This window comes from Microbacterium sp. EYE_78 (genome assembly GCF_023149035.1).
Taxonomy (GTDB): domain Bacteria; phylum Actinomycetota; class Actinomycetes; order Actinomycetales; family Microbacteriaceae; genus Microbacterium.
Genome location: NZ_JAHXMY010000002.1, coordinates 157353 through 172655 on the forward strand (window position 1 = coordinate 157353; position 15303 = coordinate 172655).

Annotated in this window: 15 protein-coding genes and 1 riboswitch; of the genes, 3 read left to right on the plus strand and 12 right to left on the minus strand. The window is 71.0% G+C overall.

All coding sequences use genetic code 11. The features are described from left to right. Positions 1 to 36: 36 nt before the first annotated feature. From KZX17_RS07805 to KZX17_RS07835, 7 genes are all read right to left on the minus strand, one after another. On the minus strand, positions 37 to 1485 hold the full coding sequence (locus tag KZX17_RS07805) for an MFS transporter (RefSeq protein ID WP_248171820.1): 1449 nt from the start codon (positions 1483 to 1485) through the stop codon (positions 37 to 39). Between the two features lie 174 nt (positions 1486 to 1659). Continuing rightward, positions 1660 to 2013: a Fe-S protein gene (locus KZX17_RS07810; RefSeq protein WP_248171821.1), complete on the minus strand. Its 354-nt coding sequence runs from the start codon at positions 2011 to 2013 to the stop codon at positions 1660 to 1662. A 78-nt stretch (positions 2014 to 2091) separates the two neighbouring features. Beyond that, positions 2092 to 2565 (minus strand): 6,7-dimethyl-8-ribityllumazine synthase, encoded by a 474-nt coding sequence (gene ribH / locus KZX17_RS07815; protein WP_248171822.1) that lies wholly within the window; start codon positions 2563 to 2565, stop codon positions 2092 to 2094. Further along, positions 2562 to 3842 (minus strand): GTP cyclohydrolase II, encoded by a 1281-nt coding sequence (ribA, locus tag KZX17_RS07820; RefSeq protein ID WP_248171823.1) that lies wholly within the window; start codon positions 3840 to 3842, stop codon positions 2562 to 2564. Before ribA ends, ribH begins: the two co-directional genes overlap by 4 nt. Next, positions 3839 to 4483, minus strand: a complete 645-nt coding sequence (locus tag KZX17_RS07825; protein WP_248171824.1) for a riboflavin synthase — start codon at positions 4481 to 4483, stop codon at positions 3839 to 3841. Before KZX17_RS07825 ends, ribA begins: the two co-directional genes overlap by 4 nt. Next, entirely contained in the window at positions 4483 to 5502 is a 1020-nt protein-coding gene (gene ribD, locus KZX17_RS07830; protein ID WP_248171826.1) for a bifunctional diaminohydroxyphosphoribosylaminopyrimidine deaminase/5-amino-6-(5-phosphoribosylamino)uracil reductase RibD, read from the minus strand. Before ribD ends, KZX17_RS07825 begins: the two co-directional genes overlap by 1 nt. A gap of 70 nt (positions 5503 to 5572) precedes the next feature. After that, positions 5573 to 5714, minus strand: a riboswitch (FMN riboswitch). Between the two features lie 92 nt (positions 5715 to 5806). Beyond that, on the minus strand, positions 5807 to 6766 hold the full coding sequence (locus KZX17_RS07835) for a sugar-binding transcriptional regulator (RefSeq protein ID WP_248171828.1): 960 nt from the start codon (positions 6764 to 6766) through the stop codon (positions 5807 to 5809). 113 nt (positions 6767 to 6879) lie between these two features. Here KZX17_RS07835 and KZX17_RS07840 point away from each other — a divergent pair, with 113 nt between their 5' ends. Then, positions 6880 to 8577, plus strand: coding sequence for a glycerol-3-phosphate dehydrogenase/oxidase (locus KZX17_RS07840; RefSeq protein ID WP_248171830.1), 1698 nt, complete (start codon positions 6880 to 6882; stop codon positions 8575 to 8577). A 53-nt stretch (positions 8578 to 8630) separates the two neighbouring features. Beyond that, entirely contained in the window at positions 8631 to 10163 is a 1533-nt protein-coding gene (glpK, locus tag KZX17_RS07845) for a glycerol kinase GlpK (RefSeq protein WP_248171832.1), read from the plus strand. A gap of 1 nt (position 10164) precedes the next feature. Here glpK and KZX17_RS07850 read toward each other — a convergent pair whose 3' ends face one another. Together KZX17_RS07850 and KZX17_RS07855 are read right to left on the minus strand one after the other, a co-directional pair. Then, entirely contained in the window at positions 10165 to 11028 is an 864-nt protein-coding gene (locus KZX17_RS07850) for an Fpg/Nei family DNA glycosylase (protein ID WP_248171834.1), read from the minus strand. 32 nt (positions 11029 to 11060) lie between these two features. Further along, entirely contained in the window at positions 11061 to 11630 is a 570-nt protein-coding gene (locus KZX17_RS07855; protein WP_248171836.1) for a GNAT family N-acetyltransferase, read from the minus strand. Positions 11631 to 11973: 343 nt separating this feature from the next. Between KZX17_RS07855 and KZX17_RS07860 the strand changes: the two genes are divergently transcribed. Further along, positions 11974 to 12852 carry an endonuclease domain-containing protein gene (locus KZX17_RS07860; RefSeq protein ID WP_248175598.1) on the plus strand — a complete coding sequence of 293 codons (879 nt, stop codon included), beginning with the start codon at positions 11974 to 11976 and terminating at the stop codon, positions 12850 to 12852. An 86-nt stretch (positions 12853 to 12938) separates the two neighbouring features. Here the strand turns inward: KZX17_RS07860 and KZX17_RS07865 are convergent, their stop codons facing one another. Genes KZX17_RS07865 through KZX17_RS07875 form a run of 3 tightly spaced genes read right to left on the minus strand, consistent with a single transcriptional unit; the run spans position 12939 to position 15284 of the window. After that, a complete protein-coding gene (locus KZX17_RS07865; protein ID WP_248171840.1) occupies positions 12939 to 13388 on the minus strand; it encodes a hypothetical protein in 450 nt (149 codons plus the stop codon). Then, a complete protein-coding gene (trpS, locus tag KZX17_RS07870; protein WP_308194555.1) occupies positions 13381 to 14385 on the minus strand; it encodes a tryptophan--tRNA ligase in 1005 nt (334 codons plus the stop codon). Before trpS ends, KZX17_RS07865 begins: the two co-directional genes overlap by 8 nt. A gap of 59 nt (positions 14386 to 14444) precedes the next feature. Then, positions 14445 to 15284, minus strand: a complete 840-nt coding sequence (locus tag KZX17_RS07875) for an exodeoxyribonuclease III (RefSeq protein WP_248171841.1) — start codon at positions 15282 to 15284, stop codon at positions 14445 to 14447. Positions 15285 to 15303: the final 19 nt, after the last annotated feature.

A 15303-nucleotide genomic window follows, 5' to 3' on the forward strand; every position in this document is an offset into this window, starting at 1 on the left:
GTGGGGTGGGCCGCGGCATCCGCTGGTTCCGGGTCCTTAGCGCGTGCCGAGGTCCACGTGGCCGATGTTCGTCTCGTACTCGACGTCCTTCGTCTCCTTCGACAGCCACAGGGCGATGAAGGTGAGGACGGCGGAGCCCGACAGGTAGACGCCGACGAGCCACGGCGACCCGCCCGCGGCCGCCCACAGCGCCGTCGCGACGATGGGGGCGAGGGCCGCGCCGAGGATCGACGACACGTTGTACGAGATCGCCGAGCCGGTGTAGCGGACGTTCGTCGGGAAGAGCTCGGGCAGGAGCGCGCCCATCGGCCCGAAGGTCGCGCCCATCAGCATGAAGCCGAAGATCAGGAACGCCTGCACGAGTGCGCCGCTGAACTTGGGGTCGAGCTGGGGGAGGAGGAAGACGTTGAACAGCAGACCGAACACGGCGATGGCGCCGGTGATCCACAGCAGGAGGCGGCGCCGGCCGATCGCGTCGGCGACGGGGCCCGACAGCAACGTGAAGATGCCGAAGAAGACGACGCCGACGATCTGCATGATGACGAAGTCGGTGTACCCGAATCCGAGACCCGGCACGTAAGCCGCGGCGTCGAAGGGTGTGCCGGCGGCCTCGGCGGCGGCTGCGGCGCCCTCGGTGGTGGCCTTCGTGCCGTACGCGAGGGTAAAGCTCGTCATGAGGTAGAAGAGCACGTAGGTCGCCAGCATGATGAAGGTGCCGAGGATGAGCTGCTTCCAGTGGCGACGGACGACCTCGCCGAGCGGGAACTTGCGGATGGCGCCGGTCTTCTCCGCCTTCGAGAATGTCTCCGACTCGACGAGCTTGAGTCGGACGTACAGACCGACGATGACCATGACCGCCGAGAAGAGGAAGGGCACGCGCCAGCCCCAGGCGAGGAACTCCTCACTGCGCTGCGCGGGACCGTCCGGGTGCGGCAGCAGGAAGTAGATCACCAGGAACACCGTGTTCGCGATGATGAACCCGATGGGCGCACCCAGCTGCGGGAACGTGCCGTACCAGGCGCGCTTGCCCTTCGGCGCGTTCTCGGTCGCGACGAGCGCGGCGCCCGACCATTCGCCGCCGAGGGCGAAGCCCTGTGCGAGGCGGAGGAGCAGCAGGAGGATCGGCGCCACGATGCCGACCTGGTCGAAGGTGGGCAGCAGGCCGATGAGGAAGGTGGCGACACCCATCGTGAGCAGCGAGCCCACGAGGGTCGCCTTGCGGCCGAACTTGTCGCCGAAGTGGCCGAAGATGACGGCGCCGACGGGGCGGGCGACCATCGCCGCGCCGAAGATGCTGAACGAGAGCAGGAGGTTGGTCGTCTCGTTGCCGGCGGGGAAGAAGAGGATGGGGAAGACGAGGACGGCGGCGGTCGCGTAGACGTAGAAGTCGTAGAACTCGATCGTCGTGCCGATGAGGCTCGCGGTGATGACGCGTGAGCGGGGATTGGCGGGCGCGGCGGTTGCCGCGGGTGCTGCGGATGACATGCGGGGACCTTCGGAAGAAGAGGGGGAGGTCCTCGTGGGACGCGGCGGCGGCGTGACGTCCGGGCAGGGGTGTCGCGGGGACGTCAGTGCACTGGGTGACCGGGCGCCGACGGTGTCGTCTGCGCCAAACCTCCAGCCTACTCCGCAGGCTGCACCGGACGTCCCCGCGAGGTGTCAGCGCCAGATGACGGCGAGCCCGGCGTTCAGCAGGGTGAGGATGCCGATGGGCCAGAAGATGCCGGCGGGCACCCCGCCTCCGCTCTTGCGGGCCCGCGCCGCGCCTGCCCCGAGCAGGCCGCCGATGATGACGAGGACGACCAGCTTGATGCCGATCTTGGCGTAGTTCAGGTCGTGGTCCAGGCCCCACGGCGCCGACAGGGCGAGCCCGGCGACGAGCGCGACACCGAGGCCCCAGTGCATGATGCGCGTGATGCGCCGCTGCCCGACGGCTTCGACGACCCACGCGCCGAAGATCGTCGCGAAGCCGACGAGGTGGACGAGGACGACGACACTGCGCAGGATCTCCATGCCATCAGGCTACCTGAAGGTGCCGACTTCCCGCAGCGCGCCGCTCCCCGCAGCGCGCGCCGCGCCACGCGTCGGGGCTCAGCCGCGGAGTTCCCGGAGCACGAGCGCCGTACGGAGTGCGGCATCCGCTGCTTCCGCACCCTTGTCCTCCTTCGACCCGTCCAGGCCCGCGCGGTCGATGCCCTGCTGCTCGTCGTCGAGGGTGAGCACGCCGAAGCCGACGGGTTTGCCGGTGTCGAGCGCAACGCGCGTGAGCCCGTCGGTGGCGGCGGAGGAGACGAACTCGAAGTGGGGCGTCCCGCCGCGGATGATGACACCGAGCGCGACGACCGCGTCCGCGCCCGCCTCGAGGGCGGCCTTCGCGACGACCGGCAGCTCGAACGAGCCCGGCACACGGACCAGGCGCCACGACGCACCCGATGCGTCGAGGGTCCGCGAGGCGCCCGCGACGAGACCGTCGCTGATCCGATCGTGCCACTGGCCTGCGACGACGACGACGTGCAGCCCCCGTGCGTCGATCGGCTGGGTCTCGGGTGCTCCGTGTCCGCTCATGCGGTGTGCTCCTCGCTGTGCGCGAGCGCCTCGCGCAGATCGTCGGCGTCGATGATGTGACCCATGCGGTCAGCCTTCGTCGCCAGGTACTGGTGGTTGTTCGCGCCGACGCCGACGAGCAGGGGGACCTGGTCGACGATCGACAGGCCCAGGGCGCGCAGCTGCGCGACCTTGTCGGTGTTGTTCGTCAGCAGACGGATCTGACGGACGCCCAGGTCCTGCAGGATGCCGGCGGCCGCCGCGTAGTCACGCGCATCGGCGGGCAAGCCGAGGGCGAGGTTGGCGTCGACGGTGTCGAGTCCGCGCTCCTGCAGGCTGTACGCGCGCAGCTTGTTGATCAGCCCGATGCCGCGGCCCTCGTGCCCGCGCATGTAGATGACGATGCCGCCGTCCTGCTCGATCGCGTCGAGTGCCGCCTCCAGCTGCGGCCCGCATTCGCACTTCAGCGACCCGAACGCTTCGCCGGTCAGGCATTCGGAGTGCACGCGGACGAGCGGCGCCTCGTCGGTCAGCTCGCCCGAGACGACCGCGATGTGGTCGGTGCCGGTGATGCGGTCCTTGTATGCGAGGAACCGGAACTCGCCGTGCGAGGTCGGCACCTTCGCCTCGGCGCGCAGGCTCACGCGGCGCTTGGCGACGTGGTCGGTGTGGGCGTCCGTGCTGCTGCCGTCCATGCCGTCGAGGTGCGCGATGAGCTGCTCGATGGTGATGACCGGGATGCCGTCGCGCTCACCCATCTCGAGCAGGCCCGGCATGCGCATCATGCTGCCGTCGTCCGCGACGACCTCGCCGATGATCCCGACGGGCTGCAGGCCCGCGAGCTGCATGAGCTCGACCGCGGCCTCGGTGTGGCCCGCACGCTCTCGCACGCCCCCGTCGACGGCGCGCAGCGGCAGCACGTGTCCGGGCCGGATGAGCGAGGACGGCACCGAGGCGGGGTCGGCGAGGACGTTGGCCGTCCGGGCGCGGTCGGCTGCGCTGATGCCCGTGGTCACTCCCTCGGCGGCGTCGACGCTGACCGTGTAGGCGGTGCTCCGCGCGTCCTCGTTCACCTCGACCATGGGCGGCAGGTCGAGGCGGTCCGCCCAGTCGGCCGGCATCGGTGCGCAGAGGAAGCCGCTGGACCACCGGATGGTCCAGGCGAGCCACTCCGGCGAGGCGAGCTCGGCGGAGATGATGATGTCGCCCTCGTTCTCGCGGCTCTCGTCGTCGGCGACCAGGATCGGTCGCCCTTCCTTGAGGGCGGCGAGGGCATCGGGGATGGACGACAGGCTCATCGGGAGCCTCCTTCTTCTGCGGGCGTGGTGCCGGGTGCGGTGAATCGGAGCAGGCGCTGCACGTGGCGCGCGAGGATGTCGGTCTCGAGGTTGACGCGGTCGCCGGCCGCGAGGGCGCCGAGGGTGGTCACCTCGAGGGTCTCGGGGATGAGGGAGATCTCGAACCAGTGGTCCGCGGCCTCGGGCTCCGAGACGGCGGAGACCGTGAGCGAGACGCCCTGCACGGTGATGGACCCCTTGTCGACGACGACGGGAGCGAGCTCGGACGGGAGCGAGATGCGCAGCACGCGCCACTGCTCGCCGGGTCGGACCTCGAGCACCGCGCCGGTGCCGTCGACGTGTCCCTGGACGATGTGCCCGCCCAGGCGGGCGTGGGCCGCGAGCGCGCGCTCGACGTTGACGGGTGAGCCGACCTCGAGCGCTCCGAGCGTCGACATGTCGAGGGTCTGCCGCATGACGTCGGCGGTGAAGCCGTCGGGGGTCTGATCCGTGACGGTGAGGCAGACGCCGCTGATGGAGATCGAGTCGCCGCGAGCGGCATCCGACACGGCCAAGGGCGCGCGCACGCTCAGTCGGACGCCGTCGCCCGAGGGCGAGATGCCGGTGATGACGCCCTGTTCTTCGATGATGCCGGTGAACATCAGCCCTCCTTGGGGGTCGCGACGACGAGGATGTCGTCGCCGAGTCGGTCGATGCGCGAGATGTCGAGTCGCCGCTGCTGCGCGATGGTCGTGACGCCGATGTCGCCGACGGCCACGCGGTCCCCGCCGATGAGGGTCGGGGCCACGTACACGAGCAGTTCGTCGACGAGGCCGGCGCGCAGGAACGAGCCCGCGAGCGTCGGACCGCCCTCGACGAAGACGCGGTGCGCGCCCAGCTGGCGCAGGCGGTCGAGCAGGTCGGGCAGGTCGTCGCCCTCGTCCTGCATGAAGGGTCGCGGATGCTGCCGCAACCGCGCTTCCTGCGGCACCGCGCGGGTCCCCACGACCACCGGGCGGGGCTGGGTGTCGAAGAGGGTGCCGTCCTCGCGCCGAGCGGTCAGCGCGGGGTCGTCTGTCAGCACCGTCCCGGTGCCGGCGACGATGGCGTCGGCGTCGGCGCGACGCAGGTGCACGTCGGCGCGGGCGGCGGCGCCGGTGATCCACTGGCTGGTCCCGTCGGATGCCGCGGCCCGCCCGTCGAGCGATTGCGCCCACTTGACCGTGACGTGGGGGCGTCCGAGTCGCTGCACGGTCAGCCATGAGTGCAGCAGGTGCTCACCGTCGCCTTCCAGCACGCCGCCGACGACCTCCACTCCTGCCGCCCGCAGGCGATCGGCGCCGCCGGAGGAGTGGTCCCCGGGATCGGCGACCGCGTAGACCACGCGGGCCACACCGGCGTCGATGAGGGCCTCGGCGCACGGGCCGGTCCGCCCGGTGTGGTTGCAGGGCTCCAGGGTGACGACCGCTGTCGCGCCGCGCGCGGCATCCGCGCCCAGCTTCGAGAGCGCGTCGACCTCCGCGTGGGGGGTTCCTGCGCCGCGATGCCACCCCCGGGCGAGGACGTCCCCGGAGGGGGAGAGGATCGCGGCACCCACCTGCGGGTTGACGCCTCGCGGACCGTGCAGGGCGAGCGCGAACGCCTCGCGCAGCGCGCTCAGCTCCGTGGCGGTGGCACTCATCCGGATCCTTCGTTCGGGTCTCCGGGGTGCGGGCGCAGGTCGCGAAGGGTCGCGGCATCCGCCGACGACCTCTCGTGCTGCCTCCCATCCGGACTCGCGACTCGCGTCGCATCACCGTCGGTCCCGGAATCCCACCGGGTCAGCAGGACCAGAGGTCCCGCTCGCGGACTGTCACCGCCGGTTCGGATTCACACCGACCCCGGAGCACGTTTCTTGCTCTCGAAGTGTAGTCAACCCCGGTGGAGTCGATTCATTCCCATGAGTTCCGTATGACCGCAGGTGACGACCGCCGACTCGCCGCCGGTCATTCGGCGAGTGAGCGAGCCGTCGCCTCGTCGACGACGAGCTCCGTGACCAGACGTGCGGCGAGGGCACCGCGCAGACTGTCGCGTTTGTCGACGCCGGACACGACGCAGAGCCGTGCGGGGACACGGCGCAGGACGTCGAAGCGAGGACCAGTCGCTCGGTCGTTCAGCGTGATCCCGCGGGTCGATCCGTCGACGCGGTAGAACACCGTCGCCACGTCGCCGACCACCCCCTGTCGCTCCAGCTCGGCGAGCTCATCGGGCTCGAGGTATCCGCCGGCGTAGACATGGCTGGGAACGCGCGAGTCCGCCGACCCGACGCTGAAGACGACGAGGTCCATGGCCGCCTGCATGTCGAGGATGCGGGTGGTGCTCCGCTCCCGCCACATCGCCTGCTTCGTCCGCGGATCGTCGAAGAACGCCGGCACGGGGAACTGCTGTGCACTGCCGCCGTACGCCACGGCGAACCGGCTGAGGATCTCACTGGCGTAGAGCAGCCCCGTCGTGTGCGTGTTGCCCGAGCCGTTCAGCTGCACGAACGTGGTGCCCCGGACCGCCTTCGGGACGAGTCGGCGACTCACGGCCGCCGTCGTCGAGCCCCAGGCGACACCGACGGTGCCGTCGGGTTCGACCAGGTCGCCGAGCAGGTGCGCCGCCGCCGTGGCCACGCGCTCGAGCCGCTCCACCTCGGTCGCGTCGTCGGGGACGGGGACGACGTGGGCGGTGATCCCGTAGCGCTCGGCGAGTGCCTGTTCGAGCAGCTGCGGAGCCGCGAAGGGCGAGCGGATGCGGATGTCGACGATGCCGCTCGCCCGTGCGCGGGAGAGCAGGCGCGACACGGTCGACCGGGAGGTGCCCAGCTCGCGCGCGATCGCCTCCATCGTGCGCTCCTGGACGTAGTACAGATGCGCCGCGGTGAGGGCGCGGCGCACGTCGTCGGCATCGAGGGGTTCGTCCACGCATCACAGTGTGCACGTTTGTGCAAGCGGACTGCAATCCCGTCCACGCGGTGCGATCATTGTCGCGAACGAGGGACGACCGGGCCGCGACCCGGCAGGCGAGGGAGTATCACGTGGAGACGGGAATCCGACGGACGACTGCGGCGCTGCGCGAGCGGCCGCGGGCCGACGTGCTCATCATCGGCGGCGGGATCAACGGCGTCGCCGCCTTCCGCGACCTGGCGCTGCAGGGGGTGGACGTCGCGCTGGTCGAGCGGGGCGACTTCCTCTCCGGAGCCTCGGCCGCGTCCAGCCACATGATCCACGGCGGCATCCGCTACCTCGAGAACGGCGAGTTCCGCCTGGTCCACGAGTCGGTCACCGAGCGCAACGACCTGCTGACCACGGCGGCCCACTACGTCACGCCGCTCCGGACGACCGTGCCCATCTTCTCGACCTTCTCGGGACTGTTCTCCGCACCGCTGCGGATGCTGCTGCACCGCAAGACCGCCTCCACTGAGCGCGGGGCCTTCCTCATCAAGGTCGGCCTCATCATCTACGACTCGTTCTCCCGGGGCGGGGGTCGCGTGCCCCGCCACACCTTCCACGGTCGGCGCCGCTCGCTGGCGGCCCAGCCCGACCTGAACCCCGGCGTGAAGTACACGGCGACCTACTGGGATGCCTCCCTCCGCGAGCCCGAGCGGCTCGGCCTCGACCTGGTCCGCGACGGCGCCGCGCTCGGGGGCGACCGCGCCCGGGCCGCGAACTACACGTCGGCCGTCGGTGTCGGCGACGGGTCCGTGACCCTCCGCGACCAGGTGACCGGGGAGGAGTTCGCCTTCGAGGCATCCGTCGTCCTCAACGCCTCCGGGCCGTGGACAGACCTCACCAACGCCGCGCTCGGGGATCGCACCGCCTACATGGGCGGCACGAAGGGCTCGCACATCGTCCTCGACCACCCCGAGCTGCTGCAGGCCACCGGTGGTCGGGAGATGTTCTTCGAGCACTCCGACGGACGCATCGTCCTCATCTACCCGCTGAACGGGCGCGTCCTCGTCGGGACGACCGATCTCGAGCACGACATGAACGAGCCGGCCGTCTGCACCGAGGAGGAGGTCGACTACTTCTTCGACCTCATCTCGCACGTGTTCCCCACGATCCCCGTCGACCGATCGCAGATCGTCTTCCGCTTCTCCGGCGTCCGGCCGCTGCCCGGGCACGGCGACGTCGCCGCCGGCTTCGTCTCGCGCGACTACCGCATCGAGGAGGCGTCCCTGCCCGGGGCCGGACGCGTCCCCGTGCTCAGCCTCGTCGGCGGCAAGTGGACCACCTTCCGCGCGGTCGCCGCCCGCCTCACCGACGAGGTGCTCGCCCGTCTCGGTCGCGGACGGGTCCGCTCGACGAAGGGTCTGCCCATCGGGGGAGCGGTCGGCTTCCCCCGCACCCAGCCCGAACGCGAGGAATGGGTGCACCAGCACCTGTCGGACTTCGGCGTCGAGCGCGGCACCCGGATGCTGCACCGCTACGGCACGCACGCGCTGGCCGTCGCGGCATCCGTCCGGAACGACGACGAGGACGCGCCGCTGACGAGCCTGCCGCGGTTCACCACGGGGGAGCTGCGCCACATCGCACGGTCGGAGCACGTGGTCCACCTCGACGACATCCTGCTGCGTCGCACGAACATCGGGTTCCGCGGCGAAGCGACGGCCGAGGTGGTCGAGGAGATCGCGGACGCGATCGCCGACGTCCTCGGATGGGATGCCTCCGCGCGGCGCGCGGAGGTGGCGCGGGGGCTCCTGGCGACCCACGCGGCCGATCCCGTTACGGTCTGAAGCAGGCTTCCCGTCGCCCGAGCGGCGACGCGCACTCGAAGAGGAGACGAGACGTGACCGATCACGTGATCGCCATCGACCAGGGCACGACCTCGACGCGCGCCATCGTCTTCGACGGCGAGGGCGCGCTCGTCGCGACCGCGCAGCGCGAGCACGAGCAGATCTTCCCCCGTGCGGGTCGCGTCGAGCACGACCCCGTGGAGATCTGGACCAACACCGAGTGGGTGCTCGCGCACGCACTCAGCCAGATCGGCCTCTCGGCGTCGGACGTCGCCGCGATCGGCGTGACGAACCAGCGCGAGACGGCGATCGTCTGGGACCGCCGGACCGGTCGGCCGATCCACAACGCCCTCGTCTGGCAGGACACCCGCACGCAGCCCGCGATCGACCGGCTCATCGACGCGCACGGCGTCGACGCATTCGCCGACGTCACCGGGCTGCCGCTCGCGTCGTACTTCTCGGCGTCGAAGATCGCCTGGATCCTCGACAACGTCGACGGCGCGCGCGAGGCCGCCCGCTCGGGCGACCTGTTGTTCGGCACGCCCGACACCTGGGTGGTCTGGAACCTCACGGGCGGCAGCGACGGCGGCATCCACATCACGGACGTCACCAATGCCAGCCGCACCCTCCTCATGGACCTGCGGACCCTGGACTGGTCGGATGAGATGCTCTCGGTGTGGGACATCCCGCGCGAGATGCTTCCCGAGATCCGCTCCTCCTCCGAGGTGTACGGCGAGGTCGTGCAGCCGCGGGTGGCCCGCGGCATCCGGATCGCCGGCATCCTCGGCGACCAGCAGGCGGCGACCTTCGGGCAGGCGGCCTTCGATGCCGGCCAGTCGAAGAACACCTACGGGACCGGCAACTTCCTCCTCGTCGGCACCGGCACCGAGCTGGTGCGATCGGATGCCGGCCTCATCACGACGGTCGCCTACCAGCTCGGCGACGACGCGCCGCGGTACGCGCTCGAGGGGTCGATCGCCGTCACCGGCTCGCTCATCCAGTGGCTGCGCGACAATCTCAGCATCATCTCCGAGTCGGCCGAGGTCGAGCGGCTCGCCCGCAGCGTCGAGGACAACGGCGGCGCGTACTTCGTCCCCGCCTTCTCCGGCCTGTTCGCGCCGTACTGGCGGCCCGACGCGCGGGGAGCCCTCGTCGGCCTCACCCGCTACGTGACCAAGGCGCACATCGCCCGTGCGGCGCTCGAAGCCACTGCCTTCCAGACGCGCGACGTCATCGCCGCAGTCGTCTCCGACACCGGCCGGGAGCTCGAGGAGCTGCGCGTGGACGGCGGGATGACGCGCAACGACACGCTCATGCAGTTCCAGGCCGACATCCTCGGCATCCCCGTCATCCGTCCGAAGGTCGTCGAGACGACGGCGCTCGGCGCCGCATACGCCGCTGGGCTCGCCGTCGGCGTATGGCCGGACTGCGACGCGCTGCGGGGGTACTGGCAGGAGGACCGCCGGTTCGAGCCGCAGATGGACCCGGACGAGCGCGACCGCCGCTGCCGACTGTGGGAGAAGGCGGTGTCGAAGTCCATGGACTGGGTCGACGACGACGCCCGCGTGCTCGCCGGGACGGTCTGATCTACTTCAGCAGGCGCGACAGGCGCCGGTCCGCGAGGATCTTGCCGCCCGTCTGACACGTCGCGCAGTATTCGAGGCTGTTGTCGGCGAAGAACACCGATCGCACCTCGTCGCCGCACACCGGGCACGCCTCGCCGCGCCGGCCGTGGACGGCCATGCCGCGACGCTTCGCGTCCTTCAGGTCCGCCGGGGGCTTCCCGGATGCCGCGGCCACAGCCTCGGCGAGGGTCTCGCGGGTCGCGGCGTAGAGCCGGTCGATCTCGGCATCCGTCAGACCAGCCGCCAACGCGTACGGCGACATCTTCGCCGCGTGGAGGATCTCGTCGGAGTAGGCGTTGCCGATCCCCGCGACGATCGACTGATCGCGCAGCACGCCCTTGATCTGCGTCCGGCGCCCAGCGAGCAGGCCCGCGAGCGTGTCGCGCGTGAACGACTCGTCGAGCGGATCGGGTCCGAGGCGGGCGATGCCGGGGACGTCGGCGGGGGAGCGGGCGGCGTAGTACGCGAGCGACTTCTTCGTGCCGGCCTCGGTCAGGTCGAACCCCGATCCGTCGTCGAAGCCGATGCGGAGCGCGATCGGCGTCTTGCCGGGCCGGATGACCGTCGCAGGGAGCTGGTCGTACCAGCGGAGCCAGCCGGCCTTGGCGAGATGGAAGATCAGGTGGACACCGGCATCCGTCTCGAGGTCGATGAACTTGCCGTGGCGATCGGATCCCGTGATCCTCGCGCCCTTGATGGCGTCGATCGGCGGGTCGTAGGTCTTCAGCGCGGCGATGTTCGCGACCGAGACCTTCGTCACGGACAGTCCCGTCGCTCGGTCGCGGAGGAAGTCGACCAGTCCCTGCACCTCGGGCATCTCAGGCATGGGGTCATCCTGCCATCCGGGGTCGCGGGTGGTCAGGGGGTTGTCACGGGCACCGGCCACGGCTGCGGGGCGCGGTCGTCGGTCGGCAGGAGCGAGGCGATCCAACCGTCGTAGCGGCCGCGGCTGTCGGCCAGACCCTGGCGGAGCGTGCCCTCGTAGCGGAAGCCGAGCTTCTGCGCCGTCCGCGCCGATGCGTCGTTGCCGACGATCGCCCGCCACTCGATGCGTGCGAGCGACAGCGGTCGCGCGAAGGCGAAGTCGATGACCGCCGCGGCGGCTTCGGTGACGTAGCCGTTGCCGCGGGCCGCGGCATCCATCCAGTACCCGATCGCCGCGCTCCCACCCGTGACGACCCGGTGCAGCCCCATCGCACCGACCCATACGCCGTCCGCCCGGATCGCCCACAGGAGCTCCGACTCGTCGGCCCACGTGCGCTCCGCGCCGTGGACGTACTCCTCGGCGTACCGGCGATCGTAGGGGGAGGGGAGCGTCGTCCACCGCGGCACCTGCGGGTCCTGCGCGGCGTCCGTGATCGCGTCGACGTCGGCTGCCGTGGGGATCGACAGCACGAGTCGCTCGGTCCGCAGCGTCACCGGCTCCATGCCCCGACCCTATCCGCGCGCGCCGGATGCGGGTTCCGACGCATCGTTCGCCCGTTCTCCGGAGGAATCACGCTCTTCGACGTCCGACGCGGGCGAACCACCTCGCTCATCCGGAGAACGGGCCGCGACGAGCCGTCGAGGAACGCGCGTGGGCCGGCATCGCTCCCGCGCCGAGCGCGCCGCCCCGGCACTCCAGACGGGCCCGTTCTCCGGATGGATGCCCTCTCGCCGACACCGCGGCGCGCTCGGGGCCTCCTCATCCGGAGAACGTTCCTCCACATGACGTCCCTGCGGTCGGAAATGCTCAGCCCGTCGGCGTCCCCCGCGCCTGGAGGCGAAGGTGATGGACGGTGTGGCCATGTGGGAAAGCGAGCGGCGGGCGTTCCGGGAGCGGGCGGGGCGGATCATCGCCACCCCGGTGTGGGGCGCGTCGGACCTCCGGGCGGCCGGAATGGGAGGGACCGAGCGCACGGCGGCACTCTCGAACGGGAGCGTGATCCGAGCGCGACGCGATCGGTACCTCGCGGGCGACGCTGCCCCCGAGCTGATCGCCGCTGTGGCGGCCGGCGGAGTCCTGACGTGCGTGAGTGCGCTGAGACTCCTGGGAGTGTTCGTGCTCGACGAGCCCGGCCTCCACGTACGTGTCGACCCGCATTCCACGAGGCTTCCGCCGGCGCCCGGGATCGTGCGGCACTGGTTGCCACCCATCGACGCTCCGCAGCGGCACGGCGCGTGCGCGGACCCGATGGACATGGTGGCTCACGCAGTCCGCTGTCAGCCGCCGCGGGCGGCCATCGCGACGCTCGACAGCGCGCTCCACCTCGGGCTGATCCCGGAGAGCGACGTCCCGCGGGTGTTCGCCGCCCTTCCGCGCCGCTACCGGCCGCTCCGGATGCTCATCGACCCGCGGGCCGAGTCCGGACCGGAGACCCTCGCGAGACTGCTGCTGCGCGGGCTGTCCCGTCGCGTCGAGATCCAGGTCCGCATCGACGGTGTCGGTCGTGTCGACCTCCTCGTGGACGGGTGGCTCGTCATCGAGTGCGACAGCGAAGCGCACCACTCGGGTCCTCGGGCCTACCGCACCGATCGCAGCCGTGACCTCGCTCTCGCAGAGCGGGGGTACGCAATGCTCCGCCTGTCGGCCACGGACCTCATGTGGCACCCCGAACGGGTCATCGCTGCTGTCCGCGGGCTGATGGCGACGCGGCGCCGGCGGGGGTGACGTCGGATCTCCGGATCATCGCGCGAGTGCAGCGGCGTCTGCGGCGGTCCGCCCCCATTCATCCGGAGAACGGGCCCGGACCCTTCTCAGTCCCCGGGGTGCTGCTCGATCCAGACGGCCATGGCGGCGAGGTTCGCGAGCGGCGTGAGCGCGCCGATCTGCGGGGCGTCGAACACCATGAACTGCACGCCTCCCTCGGCGTGCGAGGCGACCCACCCGGCGGCGTCGGGCATCGGCACGGCCAGCAGGCGGCCGGACTCCTCGGGAAGGATGCCGAAGCCCACCGCGGCGGCCTGTGCTCGCTGCGCGGTCGAGAAGGCGAAGATCGCCGGCCCCTGCTCGGTCGTCGCCGCGAACGGCGTCGGCTGCTCGTCGGTGCCGCGCGCGATGAAGATCCACTTCTCCAGCGCGAAGACCGCGCGCCACAGGCGCTCCTGCGCCGCCGGATCCTCCGGTGACGCCATCGAGACGGATGCCGCGGCGTCGATCGCGTCGACGAGTGCGGCGTCCGGGTCGAGGCGGGGCTCGTCAGCCACGGCGCAGCAGCCCGATCTTGTCGTAGACGTCGCCCAGGGTGCGGTCGGCGACCTCGTCGGCACGCGCGGCGTTGGTCGCCAGCACACGGTCGAGCTCGGCGGGGTCGTCGAGCAGCTGCAGTGCGCGCTCGCGCACCGGCCCGAACTCCTCGACGACCACCTCGGCGAGGCCCTTCTTGAAGTCGCCGTAGCCGCGACCGGAGTACTCGTCTTCGATCGACGGGATCGAGCGCCCGGTGAGGGCGGCGTAGATCACCAGCAGGTTCGAGACGCCCGGCTTCTCGTCGCGGTCGTAGCGGACGACACCCTCGGAGTCGGTGACCGCGCGCATGATCTTCTTCGCCGAGACCTTCGGGTCGTCGAGCAGCCACAGCACACCGGCATCCGACTCCGCCGACTTCGACATCTTCGCGGTGGGATTCTGCAGGTCGTAGATGCGCGCCGTCTCCTTCTGGATGACGGGCTTCGGCACGACGAACGCCTCACCGAACCGGCTGTTGAAGCGCTCGGCAAGGTCACGGGTCAGCTCGACGTGCTGCTTCTGGTCGTCGCCGACGGGCACGATGTCGGTCTGGTAGAGCAGGATGTCGGCGGCCATCAGGATCGGATAGGTGAAGAGCCCGACGTTGGTGGCATCCGACCCGTACCGGGCCGACTTGTCCTTGAACTGCGTCATGCGGCCGGCTTCGCCGAAGCCGGTGACGGTCGAGAGGACCCAGGCGAGTTCGGCGTGGGCGCGGACGTGCGACTGCACGTACAGCGTCGACTTCGACGGCTCGATGCCCGCCGCGATGTACTGCGCCGCGGTGCGGCGGGTCTTCGCGCGCAACTCGGCGGGGTCGTTCGGCTGGGTGAGGGCGTGCAGGTCGACGACGGAGAAGAACGCGTCGTAGGACTCCTGCAGGTCCCGCCACTGCAGGAGCGCTCCGATGTAGTTGCCGATCTGGAGGGAGTCGGCGGACGGCTGCATTCCGGAGTACAGGCGGGGTTTGCTCACCTTACGATCCTAGGCGCGAACGGATGCCGCGCCCCCGCGGGCCTGCGCCGCGGACCGCCTCAGCCTCCCAGGGTGTAGTCCGCGATCACCGGGGCGTGATCGCTCCACCGGGTGTCCCACGACGGCGCCCGCACGACGCGGTAGTCCGTGGCGCGGGTCGCGAGCTCGGGGGAGGCCAGGTGGTAGTCGATGCGCCAGCCGGTGTCGTTGTCGAAGGCCTTCCCGCGGTTCGACCACCACGTGTACGGCCCGTCGACCTCTCCGGCGAAGGAACGGCCGACGTCGACCCAGCCGAGCCCTCGGCCGCGCTCGCCGTCGACGGTCGCGACCGTCTCCCCGGCGGCACCGGTGAAGCGGTCGAAGTAGGCGCGCTCGCGCGGCAGGAAGCCGGCCTTCTTGACGTTGCCCTTCCAGTTGCGGATGTCGAGCTCGCGGTGGCCGACGTTGAGGTCACCGGTGATGAGGGCGAGGTCGCCGAGGTGCGGCATCCGCTCCTCCATGGCGTCGAGGAAGGCGTACTTCGCGACCTGCTTCTCGGTGCCGGCCTCGCCCGTGAAGACGTAGGCGCTGACGACGGTCAGCGTCTCGCCATCTACCTCGACGTCGGCCTCCACCCAGCGGCCCTTCGAGTCCAACGCCTCGTCGCCGAGCTCGACGCGCCAGACGTCGAGCGGCTCGCGCGCCGCGATCGCGACCCCGGCGCGCCCCTTCGCCAGCGCTTCGTCGCTCACGACGTGCCAGCCGGGGAGCGCGGCCGCCAGATCGGATGCCTCGGCCCGCACCTCCTGCAGGGTGAGGATGTCGACACCCGCCGTGGCGAGCCATTCGTGCATGCCCTTGCGGGCGGCGGCGCGGATGCCGTTGACGTTGACGGATGCGATGCGGACGGTTCGAGGCACGCGTTCCAGCCTAGGCGGG